Origin of the sequence: Chitinophaga silvisoli (genome assembly GCF_003412465.1) — a bacterium.
Taxonomy (GTDB): Bacteria; Bacteroidota; Bacteroidia; order Chitinophagales; family Chitinophagaceae; genus Chitinophaga; species Chitinophaga silvisoli.
This window is the reverse complement of the sequence record NZ_QTJV01000006.1, coordinates 412,634-436,458: the sequence shown is the minus strand read 5'-3', so window position 1 is coordinate 436,458 and position 23,825 is coordinate 412,634. Positions and strand designations below refer to the sequence as shown.

Here is a 23,825-nt window from a genome sequence, read left to right as displayed (position 1 = left end):
TGATCTTTATCGTATGAATGTATTAAACCTTTTAAGAATTGCCTTCAAGGCCCTGCTTCGTAACAAGCTACGGGCCTTTCTGACCATGCTGGGCATCATCATTGGCGTTGCTGCTGTGATAGCCATGGTGGCTATTGGCCAGGGCAGCAAAGAGAGCATTCAATCCCAGCTATCCAGCATGGGATCCAATATGATCACCATCCTGCCCAGCAGCAATGTGGCAGGTGGTGCCAGGCTAGGTGGAACATCCGTCAATACACTTACTATTGACGATGTCAAAGCCATCCGCAAACAAGCTGAAAATGTAAGCGCTGTATCGCCTGCCGCAAACAGTAGCGGGCAGGCTATAAATGGTGCGCTTAACTGGCCGACTACTATCTATGGTGTAAGCCCATCTTATTTAGATATTCGGAAATGGGCGTTGAAGGATGGCATCCCATTCAGTGATGAGGATGTACGTGCCTCCGCAAAAGTCTGCCTCCTCGGCCAGACAGTAGTCACTAATTTATTTCCCAATGGTGATAACCCAATCGGCAAAATTATCCGGTTTAATAATATCCCATTCCAGGTAATAGGTGTGCTGGAAGCCAAAGGACAAAGCTCCTTCGGTCAGGATCAGGATGATGCCATCATTGCGCCATATACTACCGTACAAAAAAGAATATTAGCATCCATTTATTTCCGTACCATTTACGCCTCTGCAGTCAGTGAAAGTGCTTCAGATGCCGCTACAGATGAAATCACCAGCATCCTCCGCAAGCAGCATCGTTTACGTTCCTCGGACGAAGATGATTTCCAGGTACGAACAATGGCTGAGCTGATCAGCGCATTAAGCTCTACCAGCAATCTGCTCACCATATTATTAACTGCGATAGCAGGGATTTCGCTGGTAATAGGTGGCATTGGCATCATGAACATCATGTATGTATCTGTGACGGAGCGTACACGTGAAATAGGATTGCGCATGTCAATAGGAGCAAGAGGAATAGATATCCTGATGCAGTTCCTGATAGAAGCAATTATGATTAGTATTACCGGAGGGATTATCGGTGTGATCTTAGGTATCTCATCTGCCAAATTAATTACGATCTTTTTGTCCTGGCCGACGCTGGTATCGGAATCATCTATAGTGTTGTCGTTTTTGGTGTGTGCTGCCACCGGCGTGTTCTTTGGGTATTATCCAGCGCAGAAGGCATCGAGGTTGGATCCGATAGAGGCGTTGCGGTATGAGTAGAAGAGCTTTGATTATTGGTATTCAAACAAAGTAGGGATTCTTTTTTGAGCCTACTGCCGGTTATTGTCAGAAATATCTCTTTAAAGATTTCAAATTCGAATAAAATTATAACATGAGAGTTAAATACGAAGAACTGAAGGGCGTTTTTAAAGAGAAATTAATAGACCTTGGATTTGACTCTGCAAAAGCGGATATCGTTGCCGGCATCTTTGCTGATAACAGCCGTGACGGAGTTTATTCTCACGGTCTAAACCGTTTCCCTGTATTTGCGCAATTAATAAAAGATGGCCTTGTAGACCCCAATGCTATCCCTGAAATGGCGGAAAAACACGGCCTCATCGAAACATGGGAAGGCTATAATGGTCCCGGTATGTTCAACGCTACCGTATGTATGGACCGTGCAATCGAACTGGCTAAGCAATATGGGGTAGGCATCGTTGGCATCCGGAATACCAACCACTGGATGCGCGGTGGCACTTATGGCTGGCAGGCGGCCCAGGCAGATTGCATCGGGATCTGTTTTACAAACGCTATGGGTAGCATGCCTCCATGGGGTGGTACCTTCCCCCGTCTTGGCAATAATCCCTTGGTCATTGCAGTGCCCCGACCAGAGCATCCCATTGTATTGGACATGGCGATGTCTCAATATTCCTATGGCAAGATGCAGGAATATGAACTGAAGCAAAAACAACTCCCGTTTGAAGGAGGCTTTGATAGCAAAGGTGAACTTACCCGCGATCCTGCAGAGATTAGGAAGACGAAGAGAGCATTGCCTATTGGTTTATGGAAAGGATCCGGTTTAGCGCTGATGCTGGATGTATTGCTGGCGGCTTTGACGGGAGGCCGTACTGTGGAACAGATTACTGCCAGTGGGAAGGAGTTTGGGGTGTCGCAGTGTTTTATTGCGATCCACAAACCTGATCTGCATGAAAATTTGATAGCCGGGATTTTGGAGTATACTAAATCAGAGAGTCCGCAGGAGATTAGTTTTCCTGGGGAGAATACGTATAGGACGAGATTGGAGAATTTGAGGGATGGAGTGCCTGTGAATGAGGAGATGTGGGAGAAGGTAAAGGCGATTTAACATTATAGTATGTATATTTTTCCGGAAGAGGCAATTGAATTAACTCAATTGTCTCTTCGCTTTTTACTCAATATGGAAATCTAATTTCTCGACCACATCCCCATCCCTCACCGGCCGGATCGTAAAAGCCAATGTCCCCGGCGTGGCCTTCTTCCGTATCTTCTTTAACTGCCCCTGATCCACACTCGCCGTATAATCACCCGGTGGTAAGCCTATATAATCATAGGTTCCGTCATTCTCGGTCAGGGCCCTCGCCACCATCGTCCCCTTCTTATCCCTGATAATCACCAGCACCCTTCCCTGGGGTGCATTATTCAGATACACCCTGCCTGAAATCTCTCCGACAATGTATACGGGTATCTCCACCATCTTCAACTTGTTCGGATCAATCGCAATACTATAAGTCTGGTCCTTAATCCTCCAGGCAATATTCGGCAGGCTATTCGGATCTATCTTCACCAGATAATTCACAAACGGCTCCAGACTAGTCACCATTATGATAGAATCCCGCTTACTATAAATCACGTTTCCATATTGCACCCCAATTTTCACACCTTCTACTTTTGGCTCTCCCTTATCCCGTTGCCCGTTATTATTCAAATCAAGGAAAGGCACCAATGTCACTCCACCAGTTCCCACATTCACCCGGTTATTAAAGTTTGCATACCTGGCAGGACGATCGTAAATAAAACTTCCCCTTGCAGACTCCACGAAAGTACTTACACCGCCTCCCCGCCATGCATTCACCGCTGTCTGCGCTCCCCTGAAATCCCATCTCAGCCCAAGCCCGATATTCGTTACATGACTCTCATTATTCTGCTCATAGGTAAGGTTCACATACCCCCTGCTGGAAAGATATTTTCCTAACTCCGCTCTGTAGTAACTGATACTTTTATCAGTATAACTATACTGCACCTGTGGTAAAAAAACAATGTTGGATGGTAGGCGGAAAGTAAGGGCGAGATTACTGTAAACGTATTTATGCGTATTCCCCAGGAAGATGCCGTAAGTGGTCAGGTTGGTCCCCACCTGTTTAATTGCTCCCGAAACCATCCATTCGGCAGTTGTATAATTGATATTTCCCGGCAATAAAATATGGTCCAGTGTTAATCGTGTATAAGCGGCCATATTTTTAAAGGTAACAGGCTTTGATACAATGAATCGATGCTCCTCCAGGTAATTGAAATTTATAGCCTTCTGGCCCTCTTTATACCTGATATAATCCGCCTCCAGTTCTAAGCCGGAGTGGTGACGATAGGTAAGGATCCCTCTTCCCCGCACATTGTAGGTATAGTCTGCGGTAAACAATAGTCCTTTAGCAATCAGCATAGACACATTTGCAAAAGGCATGTGTTTTCCCGTACTCACAGAGGAAAGATACTCAAAGCCCCCGCCGATTGTAATCTGTCTTGTAAGGCCATAATTCCCCTGGATATGCGCAAACTGGCTATGCCCTGTATCCTGTACCATTCCCCCGCTGGCAGAATATTCGAATTCATGATAAGGCAGGAAGTTGAATGGCACAATGATATTTTCATCCTTATATCTTTCTTCGCCCCATGGTCCATAATATCGAAGCGTCACCTGGGTATTCCCATATACCAGCGGTACCTGGAATGTAAAGAATCCCGCCGGATCTGCTTTGGTGTAATCCACCAATGCACCGTTTACATATAATTCCACTGTCCAGTTAGGCTCCGTGAAATTACTGAGGGTATAAGTGCCATAAGCACGACGAATGCCGGTCGGCGTATTGGTCAATGTAACACCGACTACCGGGGAGAAAATAGACGCAACTGACTGTGCATAAATCTTGCCTGCGATAACCTGTCTCAGTGCAGCATGATCATTATTTGCATACCGCCACCGATAGAATTGCTGACGTTCATCCAATGGCCGGATATAATCACTGTCATGAGAGATGGTGGTTCTGTTTTGTTGTGAAAAGTTATTATAGTTCAATGAGACGATTGCCTCCCCACCTGCAAGAATACCTCCCAGCGAGAGGTTGAGGCGGGTGTCAGAATTGCCGGGAGTTCTTTGCGTAGCAATGACTGCCCAATCTGCCATGCCAAAATGGAATAGAGGATAGGTTCGGGCAACGTTTGTATCGGCGACCATATTCCCTTTGAGTTTGCCGATATTTTGCCGCATTAGTTCCTGGCGTAATTCCCGGATGGCCGGCAATTCCACTTTAGGTTCCATGTTAATGGCAAGATTCCTGAAGTTAAATCTGCAGGTCAGGCCAAATACCTGTCCGAAGATGTCCGAACGCAGGTATAGTTCATCCGCCACCCTGACAAGACTCTGGTGCTGGAGATGGTAAGTTTTGTTTTTATAGTTGATGAGTTTATGAGCCCTGTCAATGAGGTAGGTAGAGTCCTGGTGGATGAAGAATCCGGAAATAGAATCGAGTCCTTCGGAAGGGATGTTGCGGATCTTCAGGTAATTGAAAAGGGTAGATACTGGCAGGTAGACGGTATCGTTGTGAATGAGTGCGGGCATTTCCACGCCACCCATATCTTTTACGACAAAGGTGATGGAAATTTCTTCATAATCGAAATCATCATCATCTTCACGATCAGGGCCGGCAGCTTTGAGAGATAAGGAGGTGAGTAATAAAAGGAGGCACAGCCCAATGCGTTTGAGGGTAGGCGTGTTTTTCTTTGAACCGGAATTTATTTTTTTGTCACAAAATGCCCGTGACGGTAACAGCAAACAGTTCCACATATGCCTGTAAGCAGACATACAATGGGTAATAATATTTGCATGGTTCTTCAAAATCATTCCTGTATAAAAGTCACATTGAACATCCCGCTATACTGTCCTGCCGGGTTACTCAGCAGGTTCCCTACTGTAAGCGTACCGCCTATCCTCACCAGCGTTCTCGCCGGCGGAGTCGCTGTAGCAATAAATGGCGTACCTGTACTGGAACTACCAATAGTCAGCAACAGTGTACCTCCGTTACTGCCTGTCAGGACAGTAGATGGGCCATTCACAATCTGTATCAGTGTTCCAGGATTTGCATCTACTTCAAAAACCGCTGGCGCAAATGTGTACCCCAGTTGTAACAATACTACATCCCCCGTACTCGTTCTTGCGCCACTTGCAGCGACAGCAACAGTTCCTCCCGTTGTACCCAGTGTAAATGCCCCGAACCGTAAACCCTGCGCAGGATTTACAAAGATCGAGATAGGTCTTGGTGGAGGCTGTTGCGCCTGCGCTGGTCGCCAGGCCAGTAAACCGAAAATGAGTAATATGGTATGAACAGGTACTTTCATGTCATTACTGATGCGCCACAAACACTTTTTTCGTCTTCAACCCTTTTCCCGAATAAAAACTTACCACATAGATGCCGCTACTAAACGCTGCATTTAACTCCTTCATACCAGTGCCCGTCATCTTCTGCTGAAACATCACCTGGCCCGCCATGTTTGTCACCGCGAGCTGTCCATCTTCGGGCAAACTCACAAAAATCTTCCCATAGGCACTATATGCCTTAAACTCATTCACGCCAGCACCATCCGTCTCTATCGCCACCGGACTAAACACCAATGAAAACCTTGTATCATCATCCCCCGCTTTCACCTGCACTTTATATTTCGATTCCTGCAACAATTCCCTCAGGGAAGTGTTACCGTCTTTCAAATAAACATGCCATCCAGCAGGCATTCGCAATAAATCCTGCGTACGGAATGTCAGTATTCCTGTCTTTTTCGTATACAAGCCCAGTGGGATTACGAAAGCCGTATCCAGCAAATAAGGCAATGAATAAATGGACAACCTGTTTGTATCGGTCGCCCGCATAAACAAATTCGGCACATTCTCATCTGTATTCATCAGCTTTAAGGCATCCAGGGTAAGATCAAAATCCGTCACAGCACTATGATCAAAATAAATCACAGCGGCATCTTCTCCCAATCCTTCATCCGTAAAACCAGCACTCAAACGCAGCAATGGCACCGTCGACGGTGCATCCTTGTGATAATTGGGCGTAAGATTATTCACCCTGGCAGTATTATTCACGGCAAAGGTTGCCGTCACCGGAAAACTACCATTTGTTACATGCACAAAAAATCCCTGCATGGCGGCAATGATATTGGTTGCTACCCCATCACTTGAAACCCCATTGATATAGGAACTATATGTACCGGTATACTGATTCGTCGTTCCCGCATTGAAATAATAGATAGCATCATCAATATTGGTCTTTGTCCATCCGCCCGCAGCATTCCAATCCACCGGCGAGGGATAGGGATTCCCTGCCAGGTTAAATCCAAGTGTATATGGTTGATTATTGTTTGTAAATGTTGGTGAAGTAATCAGCCCATTATTCACCGCTCCGGTCAGACTGAAAGTAGTTGCAGCCGTACCACTACCAAAATTTGCTGCATACCCTGCCATTTGTATTAATGGATTAGTCACTGTTGTATATGTCGTCCAACCTGAGTAGGAGCGGTTCTCCTCATAACTATAGAAAGTCGGGAATGGCGCAGTTAAGTTAATTGCACTTGCCATCTGGGCCACTGTTGCTGACTGGAACGGAGAACTGATGTACTTATAACCAAACCCTGAAGGCAGGTAACGCTGCATCGTCACATTACCGGTCACATTCCCTGCACCGCTACCATCGATCAGCGCCGTCTGTGCTGCTGTGGACAGTAAGGTTATAAAACCACCAGTAGCAAGCGTGCCGGTCGTGGCTTTCAATACACCTGCAATATTGAGTGTACCGCCAATCGTAACACCCGCTGCATTATTGGCAGTAAGGTTATTAATTGTATTCGTTGCAAAAGTACCCGCTGCAATGATTTGTGCAGTACTACCGTTCATTTCAATAGAGCCATTGCTGGCAGTAAAAGTACCGGTATTTGTAATGAGTCCGCTGATTTGCATAGTACCACCGCTCACAGTTACAGAAGCACCTGTCTGAATAATAATATTGTGTGTCATTGCGGTACCGGTATTGATAAACGGATAGTTTGTCAGTGCAGTAGGGATAGTCGCATCTGTTGTAATTGTCGGTACGATCCCTGCTGACCAGTTACCTGCATTAAACCAGTTGGTGCTCACAGCGCCCGTCCATACGTTATTCGTGAGCAACTCAGCAACTGCGATATCCCCGATACCAGTAAGGCCTGTAGCGGTGATTGTATTCGCCAGTGGTGAAGTGACAGCAGGCAATGTCCAGCTGCTACCGTTATAATTACCAACCTGGAAATAAGGGAATAAGGCACCTGCATCCACATCCGCCGTCACCCAGTTGACGGTGACATTCAGCGTAGTAAATACCGTACCTGAATTAGTGAATGACCAGTACCTGTTCACACTCCTGTTAGGATTCAGTCCAGAGGTGCTGATATTTGGATGATCCGGTGTAAGCGTAATCCCTGTCAGATTTCCGCTGGTAGTAACACTGGCCATTACTACAGTGGCAGGCGTATAGTTAGTAGCATCACCTATCTGGAATAGGTTGCTGACGTTTGTGCCTGTTGCGAAGTTCATTTGTAATCTTCCATAGATCCATCCTGTAGTAGCACCTGCTCCGGAAATGGAGCCGCCTGCGGGAATGCTATAGGAATTGCTGCCAGTGACGATAAGTCCTTTTAGGAAAGTGGTGACACCTGCTGCAGACACGCTGCTGGCTAGTGTGACGTTATTAGCCGATTTATTTACAGTGATATTATTGAAGCCTCCTGTTGAACTGATGGTCTGACTTTTAACACCATAAAACAGCACGGTGTTTCCTGTATTTGTAAATGTACCGCTGGTCATTGTCCAGTTGCCTTCCAGCGTGTCAGTAAATGCACCGGGAATGAAGGTGCCATTTTCCAATGTGAAATTATTCAGGACATGTAGGTTGGCCGAAGCTGTCTTATTACCTGCTGTAGAGATCACCAGGTTCCCGTAAGGGGTAGCAGAAGAAACAGCCTGTGTAGCGCCGTTATAATTAACAGTACTGAGTGTGTCGAGGTAGTAAGCGTTGAATGTAGGCAAACTATTCGTGCCGCCTATAAGCAGGGATGCATTGTCCTCAATACTCAGCAAACCGTTATTCTGCGTGATAGTAAATGAACTGGCATCAAGCGTACCGCTGAAGACATGGAGATCTGCAACCGCGGTCACATTCACGGCAAGTGTAGTAGAGATACCGGTACTTTTGCTGATAGCAAATTGCGCCAGGTTGTAAGGTGATGCCGTACCCTGTATAATCGAAGCTGTAGAACCTGTAAAGAACACTGTACCCTGTGTGGAATTGAATGTGTTATTATTAGTGAAATTGTGCGATACATTGAAGTCATTCAGAGCTGACACGCTTCCAGACACAGTATAGTCATAAAAAGTAGTCAAAGGATTGCCGGCAATACCCGCGGGGTTGCCACTCATCGTAAACAAAGAAGTATTACCATTCAGTGTACCGTTGCTTGTCAGATCGCCGGTTACTGTAAATGTGTTGCTGCCTGCATTGAAAATTGCGGTACTTGTCAGCATGAAATTACCCCCAATGGTCCAGTTAGATGCAGGTGTAACAGCGCTTGTATTGGCAAATGTAACATGCGTCAAAGTAGTCGGTGTCCCTGAGATACTGAGTGAGCTGGTACCTCCGAAAATTACATGGTCATTGCTGATAAAGCTGGTCCCATTGATAGTTAAAACCTGTGCAGCAGATGGATTAAAGTAAACGGTGCCACTGCTGCTATAAGTGCCGTTGTTAGTAAATCCTCCCTGGATTTCCTGGGTAAAGAATCCGCCATTGAAATTGCCTGTAGCACCGGTATTTAAGGCAGTAGTAACGAGCAGATCGGTCACCGGATTCACTCCAGCAGTATTATTGATATTCAGTGTTGCAATACCAGGGATCGCACTGGCGTAAAAAGCAGGGGAGATGCTGCCATTGAAACTCATGATGTTGCTGGTAATAGCACTTTTAAGCAGGATGTTCTGTACGGCAGTACCACCAAAAGCAAGTGTACCGGTATTGCTGAAACTGCCTCCGATACTCACATCTCCGTTGAGCGTGATTACACCAGCACCGGTAGTGAAGGTACCGCCTGCGGGCACGGCAAGTGGGCCGTTGAAGATAAGGTTAATGCCGCTCGCTGTATAGCTGCCGGTTACACTTACTTTGTTAAAGGTGGTAGCCCCGGTAATGGTTTGGCCACTTCCGGAGAGTGCAACTGTGCCGGTAGCAGGGGTAAAGGTGCCGCTGTTTGTCCAGCTACCGGAAATACTTAACAGGTTAGTAGCGCCGTTCAATGTTGAACCGCTACCATTGTTTATATTACCATTTACGATGGTAATACCGGAGAGCGTTTTAGTGCCTGCTCCGGTAAAAGAAAGATTACCATAAGTAAGTGGCGCAACGGTTTGTGCACTGGCACCTGCGTAAGTCACTGTACTTGTTGCAGCAAAAGAATACAGGTTGTAATTGGCAGGGAAGGTACCAGCTGCCAGCAACGATGCCCCGGCTGCAAGTGTAACGCTACCACCTGCTACGCTTCTGTTGGCGCTAAAAGTACTGAGGTCCAGGGTACCACTGCTTATGGTCAGGTTGCCATTTATTACGGCAATACCACCTAATGTGGCAGTGCCGCTGGATTTATTGACAGTAAGATTGTTGAAGGTGCTGGCGCTGATAGATTGTGCGCCTGTTCCATTGAAAGAAAGGGTACTGCCGCCGGGGGTGAAAGTGCCGGTATTTGACCAGTTGCCACCGACAGTGAGAGTAGCATTTTTAGCATTGAGGATGCCTCCGTTGCTGACATTACCTGTCACTGTAAGGTTTGCATTGAGGTCCAGTTGACAGGTGCCGGTACTGGTAGTAAGGGTTAAATTACCGGCTACGGTAGTGGTGTTATTAATGCCTGCAATTGCTGCAGTTTTTGAAATAGTAAGGTTATTATAAGGCACTGCTGCTACTAATTGCGGGCCCGTTCCATTGTAGATAACGGTGCCTGTAGCAGCCGTAAAGGTACCACTGCTGTAGTTGAAATCACCACCAATATTCAATGCGCCAGCACCTGAGAAAGTGATATTTGCTCCACCTGATTGCCATACATTACCGGCTACGCTAATAGTGCCGGTACTTACATTCAGATTGATTGCATGACCTGTGGTACCATCGCTGAGCAGCAGGTCTCCACCTACGGTGATATTCTGTGCCCCGGCATTAATGGTGTGTGTTTTATTGGCACTCCAGCCTGCGGTGATATTCCCGGATGTGCTTAATGATCCTCCGGAAGCAATTGTTAAAGTAACCGGATTTGTACTGGCACTGCCAAAATAAACAGCTCTTACACTGACGGTATTACTGATAGTTGGCTGGTTGGTGAAGGCTACACTCCCCAGGTCTGCAACGTCGGTAGCTAAAGGTACACGTGCCGTACCCCCACCTACCACACTCCAGTTGCTGGCGGTATTCCAGTCTGTGCTGGTTCCGCCTACCCATCGTACTACAGGCGCGACATCAGCGAAAGTGGCGGAGTAGCCGCTTGCTAAAATGGCGATATTGGTGTAGCTGACATAGTTGCTTGTACTACTATTGCTGCTTTTCCCTAAAGCAGACCAGGTACCACTTCCTGTAGTGCTACTATAGATCTGCATCGTGTTTTCGTTATTGCCGTTTAATTCTATATCCTCATAGTGTAATGATAAGGTAGGCAATAAACCTAATGAAACGCCGCTCGCTGAAAATGAGTATGTCCTGTTAACAGATGCCCCGGCTGTAAAGCTTGTCACCGGAGCTTTGGTGGCGGTCACGGTAAGGGAACCGCCGAGTACAGTTGTGACACCGGAAAGGGAGGTAAATGGGCTTTCAAAATAGGATGTTGTCAGGCTTAAAACACTATTGTATAATCTCGTAATAGTACCTAGCACAATACCGGTACCTAATGTCGTTCTTTCACTACCAGCAAAGGTCAGCACATTACTGCCTGTATAAATGATGCCGGTTGTCAACGTGGGTGTCCCATTAATGGTGACGTTGTTGGCCAATGTAACAGTATTGGTCTGGTTAGTTTTATTCAGGGTAAGGTGATAGAATGTGATTGTAGTAGCAGCGGCACCAGAGATGGTGGTATTCGTATTTCCTGTCAGCGAAATTGTTCCTGTACCAGGTGTAAAAGTGCCTGTATTCACCCAGTTGCCGGATACAGCATGTGTAAAGGTGCCTGCAGAAAAAGTTCCTCCTGACGCTATGTTCAGGTCTCCGTTTACAGTCAGTGCGCCACCGGCAGTTTTTGTATTTCCGCCTGCTATCGTTAAGTTATTATAAGTGCCGCCAGGAATGCTTTGCGCGCCGGTACCATTGAAACTGATGGTATTGGGAATGGTGCCTGTCACGTTCAGCGTGCCTGTCAGGGTGAGTGTACCGGCAATGCCAAGCACGGTATTCGCTGCCAGTTGCAGGGACGTACCACTTACAGTTACGTTGTTCAGGTTGGGAGTGCCGCTCACTGTACTGCTACCCGTAAATGTTGTGGTGTTAGTAGTACTAAGACTTCCGCTTACATCAAGGGCATTGGCAATGGTGAAATTATTGGTGGCTGTTACACTTCCTTGTACAAACAAGGTGCTGAATGTGCTTGTTCCTGTTCCACTGATCGTTTTACTGGTGCCGGTCATGGTGAGAATATTACTACTTCCGGTGAAGGTGCCATTTACAACAAGATTCCCTGTCATTGCAAAATTGCTGCTGGCGCTCACAGTACCTGAAATAGTGAGGTTGTCAAAGGTGATTCCTGAACCGCTAATGGTGGATGTTGCGCCGGATAGGGTAACAGTACCGCCGCTGCTATGGGTAAAGGTGCCGTTGCTTACCAGATTTCCTCCCACGTTGATGGCTGTATTCGCAGCTGCTGTTACGTTGCCTGTTCCTATAGTCAGGTTATTAAAATTATTGGTTCCAGTTCCGGTTAAAGTATTGCCATTCCCATTTAAAATCACAGTTGAGGTATTGCCCGTAAATGTGCCTGCATTTGCCCAGTTGCCGTTCAGGGTATAAGTGAAAGTGCCGCCATTCATAATGCCGTTAATATTGGTGGCTCCATTGATAGTCATATTGGCGGCGGGGGTGAAGGTGACGCTGGCGGCGATGGTCAGGTCACCATTTACAGTAGTGGGGGTAGCGGTGGTTACCTTCGTACTGCCGGCCGTTGAAAGCGTTAGGTTGCCATACGTTGTTGCTGCTACTGTTTGTGAACTACCGTAATATTCTACGGTACTATTCAATTCCAGTTGTGTGCTGGCGAAATTGGCGGGAAGGGTGTTGGTACCGCCTATTCTGAGCGTAGCGCCATTGCCTACGTGAAGCCATCCTCCTGCTACGGTAGTACCTCTGTTTGCTGTGAAGGTAGAAAGGTCCAGGGTCCCTGCGGAGACATCAATTTTGCCGGTGTAGGCGGTCGTTGAGTTGAGGGCATTCAGGTTGCCCAGGAGCGTCTTTACGGTGCTTCCACTGATTTTCAAAGTAGAGTAGGAGTGGGTAGCAGATATAGATTGTGCGATCGTGTTGGCGCTGTATTCAACAGTGCTGCCAGCGGCAAGTGTGATGGCTCCTGTAAGGGCGTAATTGGCCCCAAAGGTAGCGGCGTTTACTTTTAGGGTGCCATTCGCTCCGACATTCAGGTTGCCTGTTCCGGATACGAGGTATGGTGTTGTATTTTCCAGGGGTGTAAAGGTACCGTTTACAGTCAGCGTGTTATTGACGGTGATGTTATTACTGATGCTTACATTGCTGCCGGCCAGGATAGTCAGGTTATTGAAAGTGGTGGTACCTGTAATGGTGGATGTAAGCCCGCTTAATAATACGGTGGCACCGGTGGTAGCGGTGTAAGTACCACTTCTGATAAAATTTCCGGAGACGGTGAGTGGCCCTGTGTTGTGTGCCAGGGTAGCACCGGTGTTGATGGTCAGGTTGCCGCCTACATACAGACTTTTGTTTTGGGTAAGGGTACCGGAGGTAATTGTCAATGATTTACAGGAGGCCGGCATGTTGACTGTTGGCTGAAAGGAGCCGGTAAAGTTAGCGTCTCCGATTACGACGGTACTGGTAGCGGTAGGTATGCCGGCGGTCCAGTTGCCGGACTCATTCCAGGAGGTATTGACAGTACCTTTCCAGCTTGTTTGTCCCATTATGGAGAGTGGGACAAACAAGCAAAAGGTAACTATGAGTAAGTAACTGAATTGTTTTATTTTTTGCATACTCAATACGCTTGCCTAAATGAGCAGTACAATTAGTATTATAATCTCTGGTTGAGGGAGATTATGAGATCCAATTATCCTTTTATAATTTTAGAAGGAATTGTAAGTACGAACAATGCAAAATGAATCTGCTTTATTCCTGTTATGATATAAGAACTGATAGGAGTAATCTGGTTTGATGATTTTCTTGATTCAATGAGACATTAATTTTTGGTCCATTGAGTCAATTGTCATTTAATTAATAGATCAGTAAATAGCCCTATTCTTCTAATTCAATGATATCTCTGATGTCGCTAACACCTCTACCTTCGCATTCATTTGTGTCGGTATCTCCAAATAGGACAATCTCAGTTTGCCCGAATGATAATTCACCCCACTTACCCTTGCCAGCGCAACATGCAATTGTCTTGCCCGGTTAGGGGTATATACAGCTACCCCTTTTAGGGAGCCGATAGGGGTGACTTTCCCAGAAGGAGAGATGTGATCTACAGACAGATCTCCATACACTGACATATTGCCTTCCCTATGAAAAGTAAGATTCAGTTTTGGAATGGTATCTTCCATCGTCAGCGATATATCCGACATACTTGCAGAGGCATTGTTTTTACCTACCCTGATAATAACGGGAATGGTAATACCAAATACCGGCGTTAGTTTGATCGATATTGTCTGTGGACTATCCAGTTGCTTTTCATCACCGAGTGGTTGTTGTTTTGGCACTGCCCGGAAATAAATATGAGAGCGATATTCACCTGTATCCAGATCCGCGGTGTGTTGCAACTGCACTTTAACCACCTGTGCTTCTTTGGGTGGGAGTATTACGCTGTGTGGAAAGAAGCGAAGGAAGTTGCTGGCAAATAATTGGCCGGAATCCGGCGCATTAATGAACTCGAATGTGCCATTTACATTCATCCTGACTTCTACCAGTGAGATGACATATCTGGCCGTATCCGACCCGGAATTGGCAAGATTGATCTCCTGGAGTCTGCTACCTCCTTCAAATACGATCCTTCGGGGCGTGATCAGCAAATCACCCTGTGCTTTTAACTGTACAGGCAAATAGAAAATGGTAGTCAACAAAACTCCTATGCGTAGCAATAGTTGCCGCATCTGTATCAATCTCATAAGTATCAGAGATCCTTTTATCAGTTATAATTTACAGTTACCGTGAATGGAGTAGCAGAAGTATACAAGCCGGGAGCCTGGTTAGCGCCCACATGAAGGGTAGCACCTACGCGTAGGGTTTCTGTACCATCAGTTGCGAGGGTGCCGGTAGGGGTTGGATCGCTGGTCCAGGTATCCACAGTCATTGTATTTGCCCCGTTTTCGATGGTTGTAGCAGTTGTAGGCAATGTGATGGAATAAGTGTAGTTTGGGGCACCTGATACGGTGAAGATAGCCGGAGAAACGTCTCCGGTTCCACCAAAAGAAGGCAGGGTTACGCCACCTGTGAACGAGCGTGTGCCGGCAGGTGTCAGTACAACAGTACCGGCAGCAGCTGTAGCGGCAGCACGGCCGAAGTTCATGTCATTAGTTTTGGTAATAGCGATTGGCGCGATGATAGTAGCTGATACGTTTGCAGTAGCAGAGGCCTGGCCATAGGAGGTTTTGCTTAAACCTAGGAGTAGGAATGTTCCGGCGAAGAGTAATGATACTTTTCTCATAATTCAGATTTTATATATGAATAAATTTGACGTTGGTCATGCTTTTCATGGCCAATTCAAAAATTCTCATCTGGATTTATGAACAACAAAATTTGCAGGTCAGCGGCGGACCTGTAAAAAGTGGGTAAAGACAGTATTATTATTGCATTCCTAATTAAATGCATATTACAGATATTTTTGGAAATGGCAATTAATAATTTGATTAATGTACCTCAGTCCGGTAATATTGAATCAGTGATTTACGAGGATATATCTAGAAATTAGATAATTGATAAATTGCACAACTTGCTTTTGTTTAATCTTTGTGAATAGTAAAATTACCGCTGCCCGGTATTGGTATTTCTATTATAAATAGAGACATATATTTCGGAAATAGGTAATTGATATTTTACGTCATGTATCTGTTTTTAAACATTTAAGTCATTAACTTAACAGGCACATTGGAATCAAATCAATAATGATTCGTATAATGTAAATCCTTCTGGTAGCCCTTTGCTCATTTAACTTAGTAGCCATATGAAAAGATTGCGCGTTTTTCACTTTTCTGATTTCAGGATTTCAGGCAATTCAGGCACTGGGATTTCTGGTTTTCAGCACTTAGGTATTTGCAGTATTAAAGACAATGCTGTTTCAGGTACTCGGTACCCAGAAACTTCATCCTTTCAAAATCCAGGCATTTCTGCCTTTCAGCCTTCCCTGATTTCACATACCCGTCATTCGGAAATTTCGACTCTCCAACTTCCTGGCAATTTTACTTTCCAGGGTCATGCTATATCTGGCTCCCGTCGTACCGCTTTTTCCTCTCTCCATCGTCGTCTTCACTGCAAACTTGTTATCTTCAGCCTTATTACATTGGCATTCATCATAAACCACATCCCTGCCATCGCCCAAAACAAAATCATCGTCTACCAAACCGACTTCGGTCTTAAAGACGGTGCTGTTGCTGAAATGAAAGGTGTAGCCCTAGGCGTATCCTCCTTCCTTCAGTTATTTGACCTTACACACGAAATTCCCGCTTACAACATTTGGGAAGCCGCTTACCGCCTGCAGCAAACCGCGCCTTACTGGCCTACGGGTACGGTATTCGTCTCTGTTGTAGACCCCGGTGTGGGCTCCTCCCGAAAATCGGTAGTGCTAAAAACGAAAAGCGGACATTTCTTTGTCACTCCTGATAATGGCACCCTGACACTCGTAGCAAAACAACTGGGCATTGCCGCCATCCGCGAAATCGATGAATCCCGCAATCGCCGTCAGCACTCTGCGGAGTCATACACTTTCCATGGCCGCGATGTATACTCATATACCGCTGCCCGCCTGGCTTCCGGCATGATTACATTTGAACAGGTAGGTCCGAAACTAGCTGATAGCGTCGTACGGATTCCTTTCCAGGAGCCAGTTTACAAGAACCATGTAATTAGTGGCAATATTCCCGTACTTGATATCCAATACGGAAATATCTGGACAAATATTGATGGACCAACTTTTAATCAATTGAAATTAAAGACCGGTGATACGATGCATGTGAAAATTTTCCATGCCGATACATTAATATACACGGGAAATATACCTTACGTAACTACATTTTCAGCAGTGCCGGATGGTGCGCCCCTGGCTTATCTCAATAGTTTATTGAATGTATCGTTTGCATTAAACATGGATAACTTTTCTTTAAGATATCACATATATAGCGGACCTGACTGGAAAGTAGCAATTAGTTTCAAAAATGAATAAAAGCAAGAATCGCAAAGGAGAATGAACAGAATGAACACACTTTTAATCACAGTTTTTTGCGTAATTTCACAGCCATTCAAAACATTAAAAAAACAGCTCAACGTAGAACCAGCTTATGCCACAACCGGATCATTCCAATGACCTGTTTCACCTGGCGGCAAATTATATCAACGAAACAAACCGTCATATTTTTCTGACCGGGAAAGCCGGAACAGGTAAAACAACTTTTCTCAAATACATCAGGGAAAACACAACTAAAAATACAGTCGTTGTTGCGCCTACGGGCGTAGCCGCTATCAATGCAGGAGGCGTAACAATGCACTCCTTCTTCCAATTACCTTTCGGCCCTTATGTACCCTCAGGTGCACACCTTTTTGGTGTAGATAACGGTGTAACGGATACGCATGCCCTTTTCCGGAATATCCGTTTCAACTATGAAAAGAAAGAACTAATCAAGGAAATGGAACTTCTCATCATCGATGAGGTCAGTATGGTTCGTTCCGATACGCTCGATGCCATCGATGCCATTCTCCGCCACTTCCGTAATCAGCCTCTCGTACCTTTTGGCGGTGTACAGGTTTTATATATAGGAGACCTGTTTCAGTTGCCACCTGTAATGCCGGATGACCAATGGCAGTTGCTGAAAGATCACTATCAAAGCGTGTTTTTCTTCCATGCACGGGTTATGCAACAGGCACCACCACTCTACATTGAACTTAAAAAAATCTACAGACAGAACGAACGTTCTTTCATCGATATACTCAATGGAGTAAGAAACTGTACTCTTGACTGGGAAGGAATTACAACGTTGAATGAACGCTACGATCCGCATTTTACCGGCGAGGGAGATCAATACATCGTACTCACCACACACAACCGCCGGGCAGATGAAATCAATGCACAGCGACTTGCGAACATGCCGGGAGAGATTTATAGTTTCACCGGGGAAATCAAGGGCGATTTCAGTGATAAGGCATTGCCTACTGATATGCTGCTGCAAATCAAACCCGGTGCCCAGGTGATGTTTATCAAAAATGATCTGGCAGAACCACGCCGTTATTATAACGGTAAACTGGCAACCGTAGAACGTGTGATTGACGACAATAAAATAGTCGTAGTACTTGCCGGTAGCAACGAAACACTGGTGCTGGAGAAAGAGACCTGGCGCAATATCCGCTATTCCCTGAATAAAACAGAAGGTACAGTAGAGGAAGAAGAAGTAGGCAGTTTTACCCAATATCCAATCCGGCTCGCATGGGCGATTACCATCCATAAAAGCCAGGGGCTCACCTTCGAAAAGGCCATTATTGATGCTGGAAATGCCTTTGCACCCGGACAGGTGTATGTCGCTCTTAGCCGCTGTACTTCGCTTGAAGGATTGGTACTCAATACCCGTATCCATCCTGGGGCAATCCGTACAGATGAAAAAGTACTCGATTATTCGAACAGGGAGACCGAAGTAGGACAACTCTTTGCCAACCTGGATAAGGAAAAACTTGTCTTTTGGGCAGCACAGCTGATAAAACTATTCAGTGCTGAAAAGATCGCTTCTGAACTCCACATGCATTCAATCTGGCTAAGGGATAAGAAAATGAACGGGATGGAAAGTGCACTCACCCTCAGCCGGAATTTGCAACTAAAAGCTGTGCAGTTACAGGACGTGGGAAATCGCTTCCGGAATCAGCTTGAGCCCCTGCTGGAGCAGTTACTCGTAGATGGCGATACTTCTCTTTTAAAAGAAAGGGTTACCAAGGCGGTGGCCTACTTTACCCAGGATATGTATGAAGGCCTGATTCAGCCTATTCGCCGGGAACTGGAACTGGTAAAAGACATTCCAAAAATTAAGAAATATACTGCACAACTGACCATGCTGGAAGAATTCCTGTGGAATAGATTGTTCAGATTTGTAAATGCCAGTTACGGCGATTTGCGCTTCAGTGAAGGATTACCTGACTATACTGCACTGCGTACTCCGGCAAAGGCAAAGGAAAAAGAAAAAGCGAAGAAGAGGGAGGCCGGTGGAAGCAGGAGAGATTCAGTCGAAATGTTTCAGGCAGGCAAGTCACTGGCTGATATTGCCGCAGCACGTAATCTCGCAATGAGTACGATAGAAAGTCATTTGGCCGATGCCATAGGGCAGGGGGAGTTAGAACTTTCTAAGGTATTGAGTGAAGAGAAGATAAAACTAATCTTGCCCTTGGTGAAGGAAATGGGAGTGACTGCTTCTGCTCCTATAAAGGCGAGACTGGGTGATGGTGTGAGTTGGGGAGAGATCAGGGCAGTACAGCAACATTGGAGAAGGGAGACGGAGAAGGATTAAAGAATATTTGTTTGTTAGCTGTATCCATGGTACTGAAAACATGGATACAGCTAAACCCTCCAAAAAACTCCTCTAAATCCCCTTCTCCCCAACCTATCGACATTTTTCAATAAATCCCACACCCAATCAATAATATTCCTTAATTTTGGAACGATAATTCTAAAATATATGTCAGACAGGAAAATAAGACTCAGCGTACTAGACCAATCTCCCATCCGCAAAGGCTCCAACGCCGTTGAAGCCCTCCAGGAATCCATCCAGCTAGCCCAACTAGCCGACCGCCTCGGCTTTACCCGCTACTGGCTTTCCGAACACCACAACACCCGCGCCCTCGCCGGTGCTGCCCCCGAAATCCTCATTGCGCGCCTCGCCGCCGCCACCAAATACATCCGCCTGGGTTCAGGTGGGGTCATGCTCCCTAACCATAGCACCCTAAAGGTCGCAGAAAACTTCCGCCTCCTCGAAGCCCTCTACCCCAACCGCATTGATCTCGGCATAGGCCGCGCCCCCGGTGGCGACCGCCTCACTGCCCACATCCTCAACCCATCCAACAGCTTCGAACCCAGGGAATTTGTACAGCAAATCCATGACCTCGAAGGCTACCTCACCGACAGCAACGCCCTTGGCACTGTCCACGAAAAAGTAAAAGCTATTCCCCAGATCGACACCTTCCCCGGATTGTGGATGTTGACCAGCAGTGGGGAAAGCGGACTCCTCGCGGCACGTCAGGGCTGGGCCTTATCTTTCGCTCATTTTATCTATCCCGTTGGTGGCCCGCAGGCAGTCAGAACTTACCGCGACCGTTTCCAGCCATCCGTCTTCCTGCCCCAACCGGAAGCTAACGTCGGCATCTTCGTCTTCTGTGCTGATACCCAGGAAAAAGCAGATGAACTCCAGGCTATGATGGACTATCGCCTCCTTAGCCTCGAAAAAGGTAAATTCGACGTATACCCCACCTGGGAAGAAGTCAGAGACTACGAATACACCGATATGGAATGGCAACGCGTAATGGCTAACAGGGGTCGCATGATCTCCGGCACACCTAAAAACGTCAAGATCAAATTGCAGAAATTAGCCGATGATTATCAGGTAGATGAGATCGTAATCGCTACTATGGCCGACAAAGTGGAGGACCGCTTCCGATCCTACGAGCTCCTCGCCGAACAATTCCAACTCGAACCAAGAGATACAAAATAATACTAGTCAAAAAAAAATAATACATAATATGCGTATTAACCGGTATACTTGTTGTGGTATCCGGGGTGGCTCCTTATATCAGATGCCGGGTCGAACTTAAACTTACGCATGGAAAAGCAAACAGAAACTGGCACCTTCAGGGAGGAAAATAATGAAGAATGGATGCACTTTGCGCTCCTCTCCGCCGGGCTGGGTACCTGGAACATGGACCCATTGAATAAAGAAGTAAAATGGGACGATCGCTGCCGGGAACTTTATGGCTTTCCTGAAGGTCAGGTGATTGAATACCAGGATATCCTGAGATACATCCATCCCGATGACAAAGCCAGGGTTGACCAGGCTGTCACCAATGCACTTAAATCCGAAAGCGGAGGCAACTACTCTGTTCGCTTCCGTACTATCGGAGCGAAAGACAAAAAAATCCGCTGGCTCGATTGTAAAGGCAAAGCCTACTTCCATCCCGATGGCACTGCCTACCGTTTCGCCGGCACCGCACAGGACATTACCAGGGAAATCGAAGACCGCGATAGGGAAGAACTTATGATCGCCCTGGTCGAAAACAGCCCGGACTACATGGCCGCTGCCGACAACCAAGGCCGCTTTTTCTACATGAATACCGCCGGTAAAAGACTCCTCGGTATCTCCGACAGTTTTGACATTACATCGCTTGTCAATAAAGACCTTTTTCTCCCGGATGATTTTACATTCATGGAAGAAGAAGTCTATCCACATCTACTCGTCGGCCGGAAATGGTCTGGCAATATCCATATTCAACATGCCCGGACGAAGGAACGCATACCCTGCTATGCCGACTTTATCGTCATCCGTGAGCCCGGTTCTGACAAGATCATCGGCCGCGGTGCCACCCTCCGCGATCTACGCCCCGCTCTCCAGGCAAAACAGGAACAACAAAAATTACTGGCCCTGCTGGAAAACAGCCGGGATTTCGTAAGCCTTTCAGATAATAATGGCATTGTTTCCTATGTGAACCCTGCCGGTCTTCAACTCGTCGGATTGGACACCGTAGAAGAAGCAAAAAGGCCCAATACGGAATTCCTCTTCCCCGAAGCTGTTGATAGTATCATGAAAGAGATCGATTCCGCTATAGCCGAAAAAGGTCAGTGGACCGGCGAAGTGAATTACCGCAACTTCAAAACAGGAGAAGCCATCCCGGTTTTTACCACCACCATGCGCGTGATCGATACCGCTTCAGGTGCCTCCCAGGGTAAGGCCACCATTTCCCGCGATTTACGCCAGGAAAAGGCTATTCGCCAGCAGCAGACGGAAAACAGGGCAGAACTTGAGCGCATGGTAGAAATGCGTACCAGCGAACTGAAAAAGGCCAATATCGACCTGAATATCGTTAACCAGAACCTGGAGCAATTTGCCTATGTTGCCAGTCATGACCTGCAGGAACCTTTGCGTAAGATCAACATGTTCTCCGCTTTGCTGCAGGATAAATACCAGGACCAGTTGAACGAAACCGGTATGCGTAATCTCGGCATCATCCGCAATGCTGCTACCCGCATGACTACACTGATCCAGGATCTGCTCGCATTTTCACGTGTATCCCGCCAGGACCACCTGTTCGAAGCCGTCGATTTGCAAAAGATCATCCAACAGGTACTCACCGACCTCGATATGCTTATCCAGCAAAAAGATGCAGTGATCGAAATGGATGCCCTCTGTTCCGTATATGGCATTCCCTTACACATGACACAGCTCTTCCACAATCTGCTGAGCAACGCCCTGAAATTTACCCAGCCTGATAAACAGGTTGTTGTAAAAATCGATAGTCGCATTTTGTCAAATTCCGAAGTAGCAGCACATCCCCAACTTCAAAATGGGATGCCTTATTGCGAAATTCGTGTAACCGATAATGGTATTGGTTTCGCACCTACTTATGCAAAAAAGATCTTTGTTATTTTCCAGCGGCTACATGGAAGGGGAGAATATGAAGGCAGCGGCATCGGACTGGCGCTCTGTCAAAAAATAGTGACCGCACATCATGGAGTCATCTATGCTGAGTCAGAAGAAGGTAAGGGAGCTACTTTTATAGTTATTTTACCGGTTTTTACCAGTTGATAGCCAGCTAATTCCGGTTTTCTGCTCATCTATTATTTATTTATTATAAAATATTCATATTTTTGTAATAAATAATAGAACCTTTCCTATGAAGAAACTTTTGCTGCCGGTTATTATGATCGCGATTGCAATCACAGCCTGTACCAAAGAGGGTGCTACGGAAGGGGGTTCAACAAATAACCCCGATACGACCGTAATTACTAACCCTGTTACAGGAGCTGACAGTGTTGTCACTTTTCAGGACGTTAATGTTGGTTGGAGTCCGAATAGCAGTACATACGGCCGTGTATTTTCATCTAAAACAGGGATAGTTTACTTAGACCATGCCATCCCTGATACGATGGGAAAATATATCGATCTTGCCTTTAATTACCTGGGTTCTATTCAGATGAATTTCCTGAGTGCTAACGACGCTTCTTTTGATTTGTCAATTTCAGGAGCAAGGACTACGCTGGTACGTAACTATGTACCTACCGATACCTTTGCATTGTCTGCTTTTGACACGCTCACACATGCGGTGACCTTAAAGAAATTGTATGTGTCAAATGACGAAAATACTTTTGGTGCTACCGACCTGCCATTATTGGTGTTCTTTAAAAATAGTGATGGAAAGAAAGGAATAGTGAAAGTAAAGAGCCTGGCCTCAGATCATATCATTGCTGACGTAAAAGTTCAGTACTAAAATCATATAGAACTAAAGGCGCTTTCTCCTTGCCGGGAAAGCGCCTTTTAGTTTTATATAAACTGCAAACCCTTATGATTGACTATACCGTATATGAATAAACGGTGCATTTCCTGGAGTAAATATTTATCGTGGTACACAGCCTGTACCTGGTAATAATAAAGCCTTGCCAGGAGCTGCTTATCCGCGTTTGACCGGTAGACGTTTTCTGATAAGCCTCTCTCTAAATTCCGCACCACAAAAGGGAAAATCTCCGTATTCCGGAAATAAGATAATCTAAGCCATTGTTCTGTATAATAAGTCTGTAATTCAGCAATAATACCAGGTGTCAGGTTAGCCAGCGTTTCTTCAACGAATGAAAAATAGCTTTGTAATTCCGTAACAGCATTAAAGGAAAGTGAAGGGATCATGCGCAAATGCTTTCCACTCTTACTGATCCATTCAGCAATTATTTCGCGTATCAGCGCTTCCTTGCTTTCAAAATGAGTATAGAATTCCCGTTTTTTTATCTGACAATGGCTGCTGATATGATCGATATTAGTCGCTCGCAAACCTTGTGCAGCGAATAAGCCGGTGGCAATTGTCATGATCCGCATCATTTCCTTTTTCATGGGATATGTGTTGTT

The 23,825-nt window shown here is 46.0% G+C and carries 13 protein-coding genes; 7 read left to right on the top strand and 6 right to left on the bottom strand.

Annotation, left to right across the window (positions count from 1 at the left end):
• Nucleotides 1-13 precede the first annotated feature (13 nt).
• Both DXN04_RS17310 and yiaK read left to right on the top strand, forming a co-directional pair.
• Nucleotides 14-1,234 (top strand): ABC transporter permease, encoded by a 1,221-nt coding sequence (locus DXN04_RS17310; protein ID WP_116854644.1) that lies wholly within the window; start codon nucleotides 14-16, stop codon nucleotides 1,232-1,234.
• A 112-nt stretch (nucleotides 1,235-1,346) separates the two neighbouring features.
• Nucleotides 1,347-2,318, top strand: a complete 972-nt coding sequence (gene yiaK / locus DXN04_RS17305; RefSeq protein ID WP_116854643.1) for a 3-dehydro-L-gulonate 2-dehydrogenase — start codon at nucleotides 1,347-1,349, stop codon at nucleotides 2,316-2,318.
• A gap of 63 nt (nucleotides 2,319-2,381) precedes the next feature.
• Here the strand turns inward: yiaK and DXN04_RS17300 are convergent, their stop codons facing one another.
• The 5 genes from DXN04_RS17300 to DXN04_RS17280 form a co-directional block, all read right to left on the bottom strand.
• Complete coding sequence (locus DXN04_RS17300; RefSeq protein ID WP_147319967.1) at nucleotides 2,382-5,099, bottom strand: carboxypeptidase-like regulatory domain-containing protein; 2,718 nt, start codon at nucleotides 5,097-5,099, stop codon at nucleotides 2,382-2,384.
• Between the two features lie 2 nt (nucleotides 5,100-5,101).
• Nucleotides 5,102-5,599: a DUF4402 domain-containing protein gene (locus DXN04_RS17295; RefSeq protein ID WP_116854641.1), complete on the bottom strand. Its 498-nt coding sequence runs from the start codon at nucleotides 5,597-5,599 to the stop codon at nucleotides 5,102-5,104.
• Nucleotides 5,600-5,603: 4 nt separating this feature from the next.
• Entirely contained in the window at nucleotides 5,604-13,451 is a 7,848-nt protein-coding gene (locus DXN04_RS17290; protein WP_116854640.1) for a T9SS type A sorting domain-containing protein, read from the bottom strand.
• A gap of 336 nt (nucleotides 13,452-13,787) precedes the next feature.
• Nucleotides 13,788-14,645: a fimbrial biogenesis chaperone gene (locus tag DXN04_RS17285; RefSeq protein ID WP_147319966.1), complete on the bottom strand. Its 858-nt coding sequence runs from the start codon at nucleotides 14,643-14,645 to the stop codon at nucleotides 13,788-13,790.
• Nucleotides 14,646-14,665: 20 nt separating this feature from the next.
• Entirely contained in the window at nucleotides 14,666-15,184 is a 519-nt protein-coding gene (locus DXN04_RS17280) for a DUF4402 domain-containing protein (RefSeq protein WP_116854638.1), read from the bottom strand.
• An 852-nt stretch (nucleotides 15,185-16,036) separates the two neighbouring features.
• Here DXN04_RS17280 and DXN04_RS17275 point away from each other — a divergent pair.
• From DXN04_RS17275 to DXN04_RS17255, 5 genes are all read left to right on the top strand, one after another.
• On the top strand, nucleotides 16,037-16,915 hold the full coding sequence (locus DXN04_RS17275; RefSeq protein ID WP_233525616.1) for an SAM hydrolase/SAM-dependent halogenase family protein: 879 nt from the start codon (nucleotides 16,037-16,039) through the stop codon (nucleotides 16,913-16,915).
• Nucleotides 16,916-17,030: 115 nt separating this feature from the next.
• On the top strand, nucleotides 17,031-19,235 hold the full coding sequence (locus DXN04_RS17270; RefSeq protein ID WP_116854636.1) for a helix-turn-helix domain-containing protein: 2,205 nt from the start codon (nucleotides 17,031-17,033) through the stop codon (nucleotides 19,233-19,235).
• A gap of 168 nt (nucleotides 19,236-19,403) precedes the next feature.
• Nucleotides 19,404-20,432: an LLM class flavin-dependent oxidoreductase gene (locus DXN04_RS17265; protein WP_116854635.1), complete on the top strand. Its 1,029-nt coding sequence runs from the start codon at nucleotides 19,404-19,406 to the stop codon at nucleotides 20,430-20,432.
• A gap of 108 nt (nucleotides 20,433-20,540) precedes the next feature.
• Nucleotides 20,541-22,517, top strand: coding sequence for a PAS domain-containing sensor histidine kinase (locus tag DXN04_RS17260; RefSeq protein WP_116854634.1), 1,977 nt, complete (start codon nucleotides 20,541-20,543; stop codon nucleotides 22,515-22,517).
• Between the two features lie 88 nt (nucleotides 22,518-22,605).
• Nucleotides 22,606-23,199: a hypothetical protein gene (locus tag DXN04_RS17255; protein ID WP_116854633.1), complete on the top strand. Its 594-nt coding sequence runs from the start codon at nucleotides 22,606-22,608 to the stop codon at nucleotides 23,197-23,199.
• A 53-nt stretch (nucleotides 23,200-23,252) separates the two neighbouring features.
• Here DXN04_RS17255 and DXN04_RS17250 read toward each other — a convergent pair whose 3' ends face one another.
• Nucleotides 23,253-23,810, bottom strand: coding sequence for a TetR/AcrR family transcriptional regulator (locus DXN04_RS17250; RefSeq protein WP_116854632.1), 558 nt, complete (start codon nucleotides 23,808-23,810; stop codon nucleotides 23,253-23,255).
• Nucleotides 23,811-23,825 lie beyond the last annotated feature (15 nt).

Excerpts from the sequence above, each read along its gene's own strand:
- DXN04_RS17280 (WP_116854638.1), bottom strand. The coding sequence starts at position 15,184 with ATGAGAAAAGTATCATTACTCTTCGCCGGAACATTCCTACTCCTAGGT.
- DXN04_RS17255 (WP_116854633.1), top strand. The coding sequence starts at position 22,606 with ATGAAGAAACTTTTGCTGCCGGTTATTATGATCGCGATTGCAATCACA.
- DXN04_RS17265 (WP_116854635.1), top strand. The coding sequence starts at position 19,404 with ATGTCAGACAGGAAAATAAGACTCAGCGTACTAGACCAATCTCCCATC.
- DXN04_RS17260 (WP_116854634.1), top strand. The coding sequence starts at position 20,541 with ATGGAAAAGCAAACAGAAACTGGCACCTTCAGGGAGGAAAATAATGAA.
- DXN04_RS17290 (WP_116854640.1), bottom strand. The coding sequence starts at position 13,451 with ATGGGACAAACAAGCTGGAAAGGTACTGTCAATACCTCCTGGAATGAG.
- DXN04_RS17285 (WP_147319966.1), bottom strand. The coding sequence starts at position 14,645 with ATGAGATTGATACAGATGCGGCAACTATTGCTACGCATAGGAGTTTTG.
- DXN04_RS17250 (WP_116854632.1), bottom strand. The coding sequence starts at position 23,810 with ATGAAAAAGGAAATGATGCGGATCATGACAATTGCCACCGGCTTATTC.
- yiaK (WP_116854643.1), top strand. The coding sequence starts at position 1,347 with ATGAGAGTTAAATACGAAGAACTGAAGGGCGTTTTTAAAGAGAAATTA.
- DXN04_RS17270 (WP_116854636.1), top strand. The coding sequence starts at position 17,031 with ATGCCACAACCGGATCATTCCAATGACCTGTTTCACCTGGCGGCAAAT.
- DXN04_RS17310 (WP_116854644.1), top strand. The coding sequence starts at position 14 with ATGAATGTATTAAACCTTTTAAGAATTGCCTTCAAGGCCCTGCTTCGT.
- DXN04_RS17295 (WP_116854641.1), bottom strand. The coding sequence starts at position 5,599 with ATGAAAGTACCTGTTCATACCATATTACTCATTTTCGGTTTACTGGCC.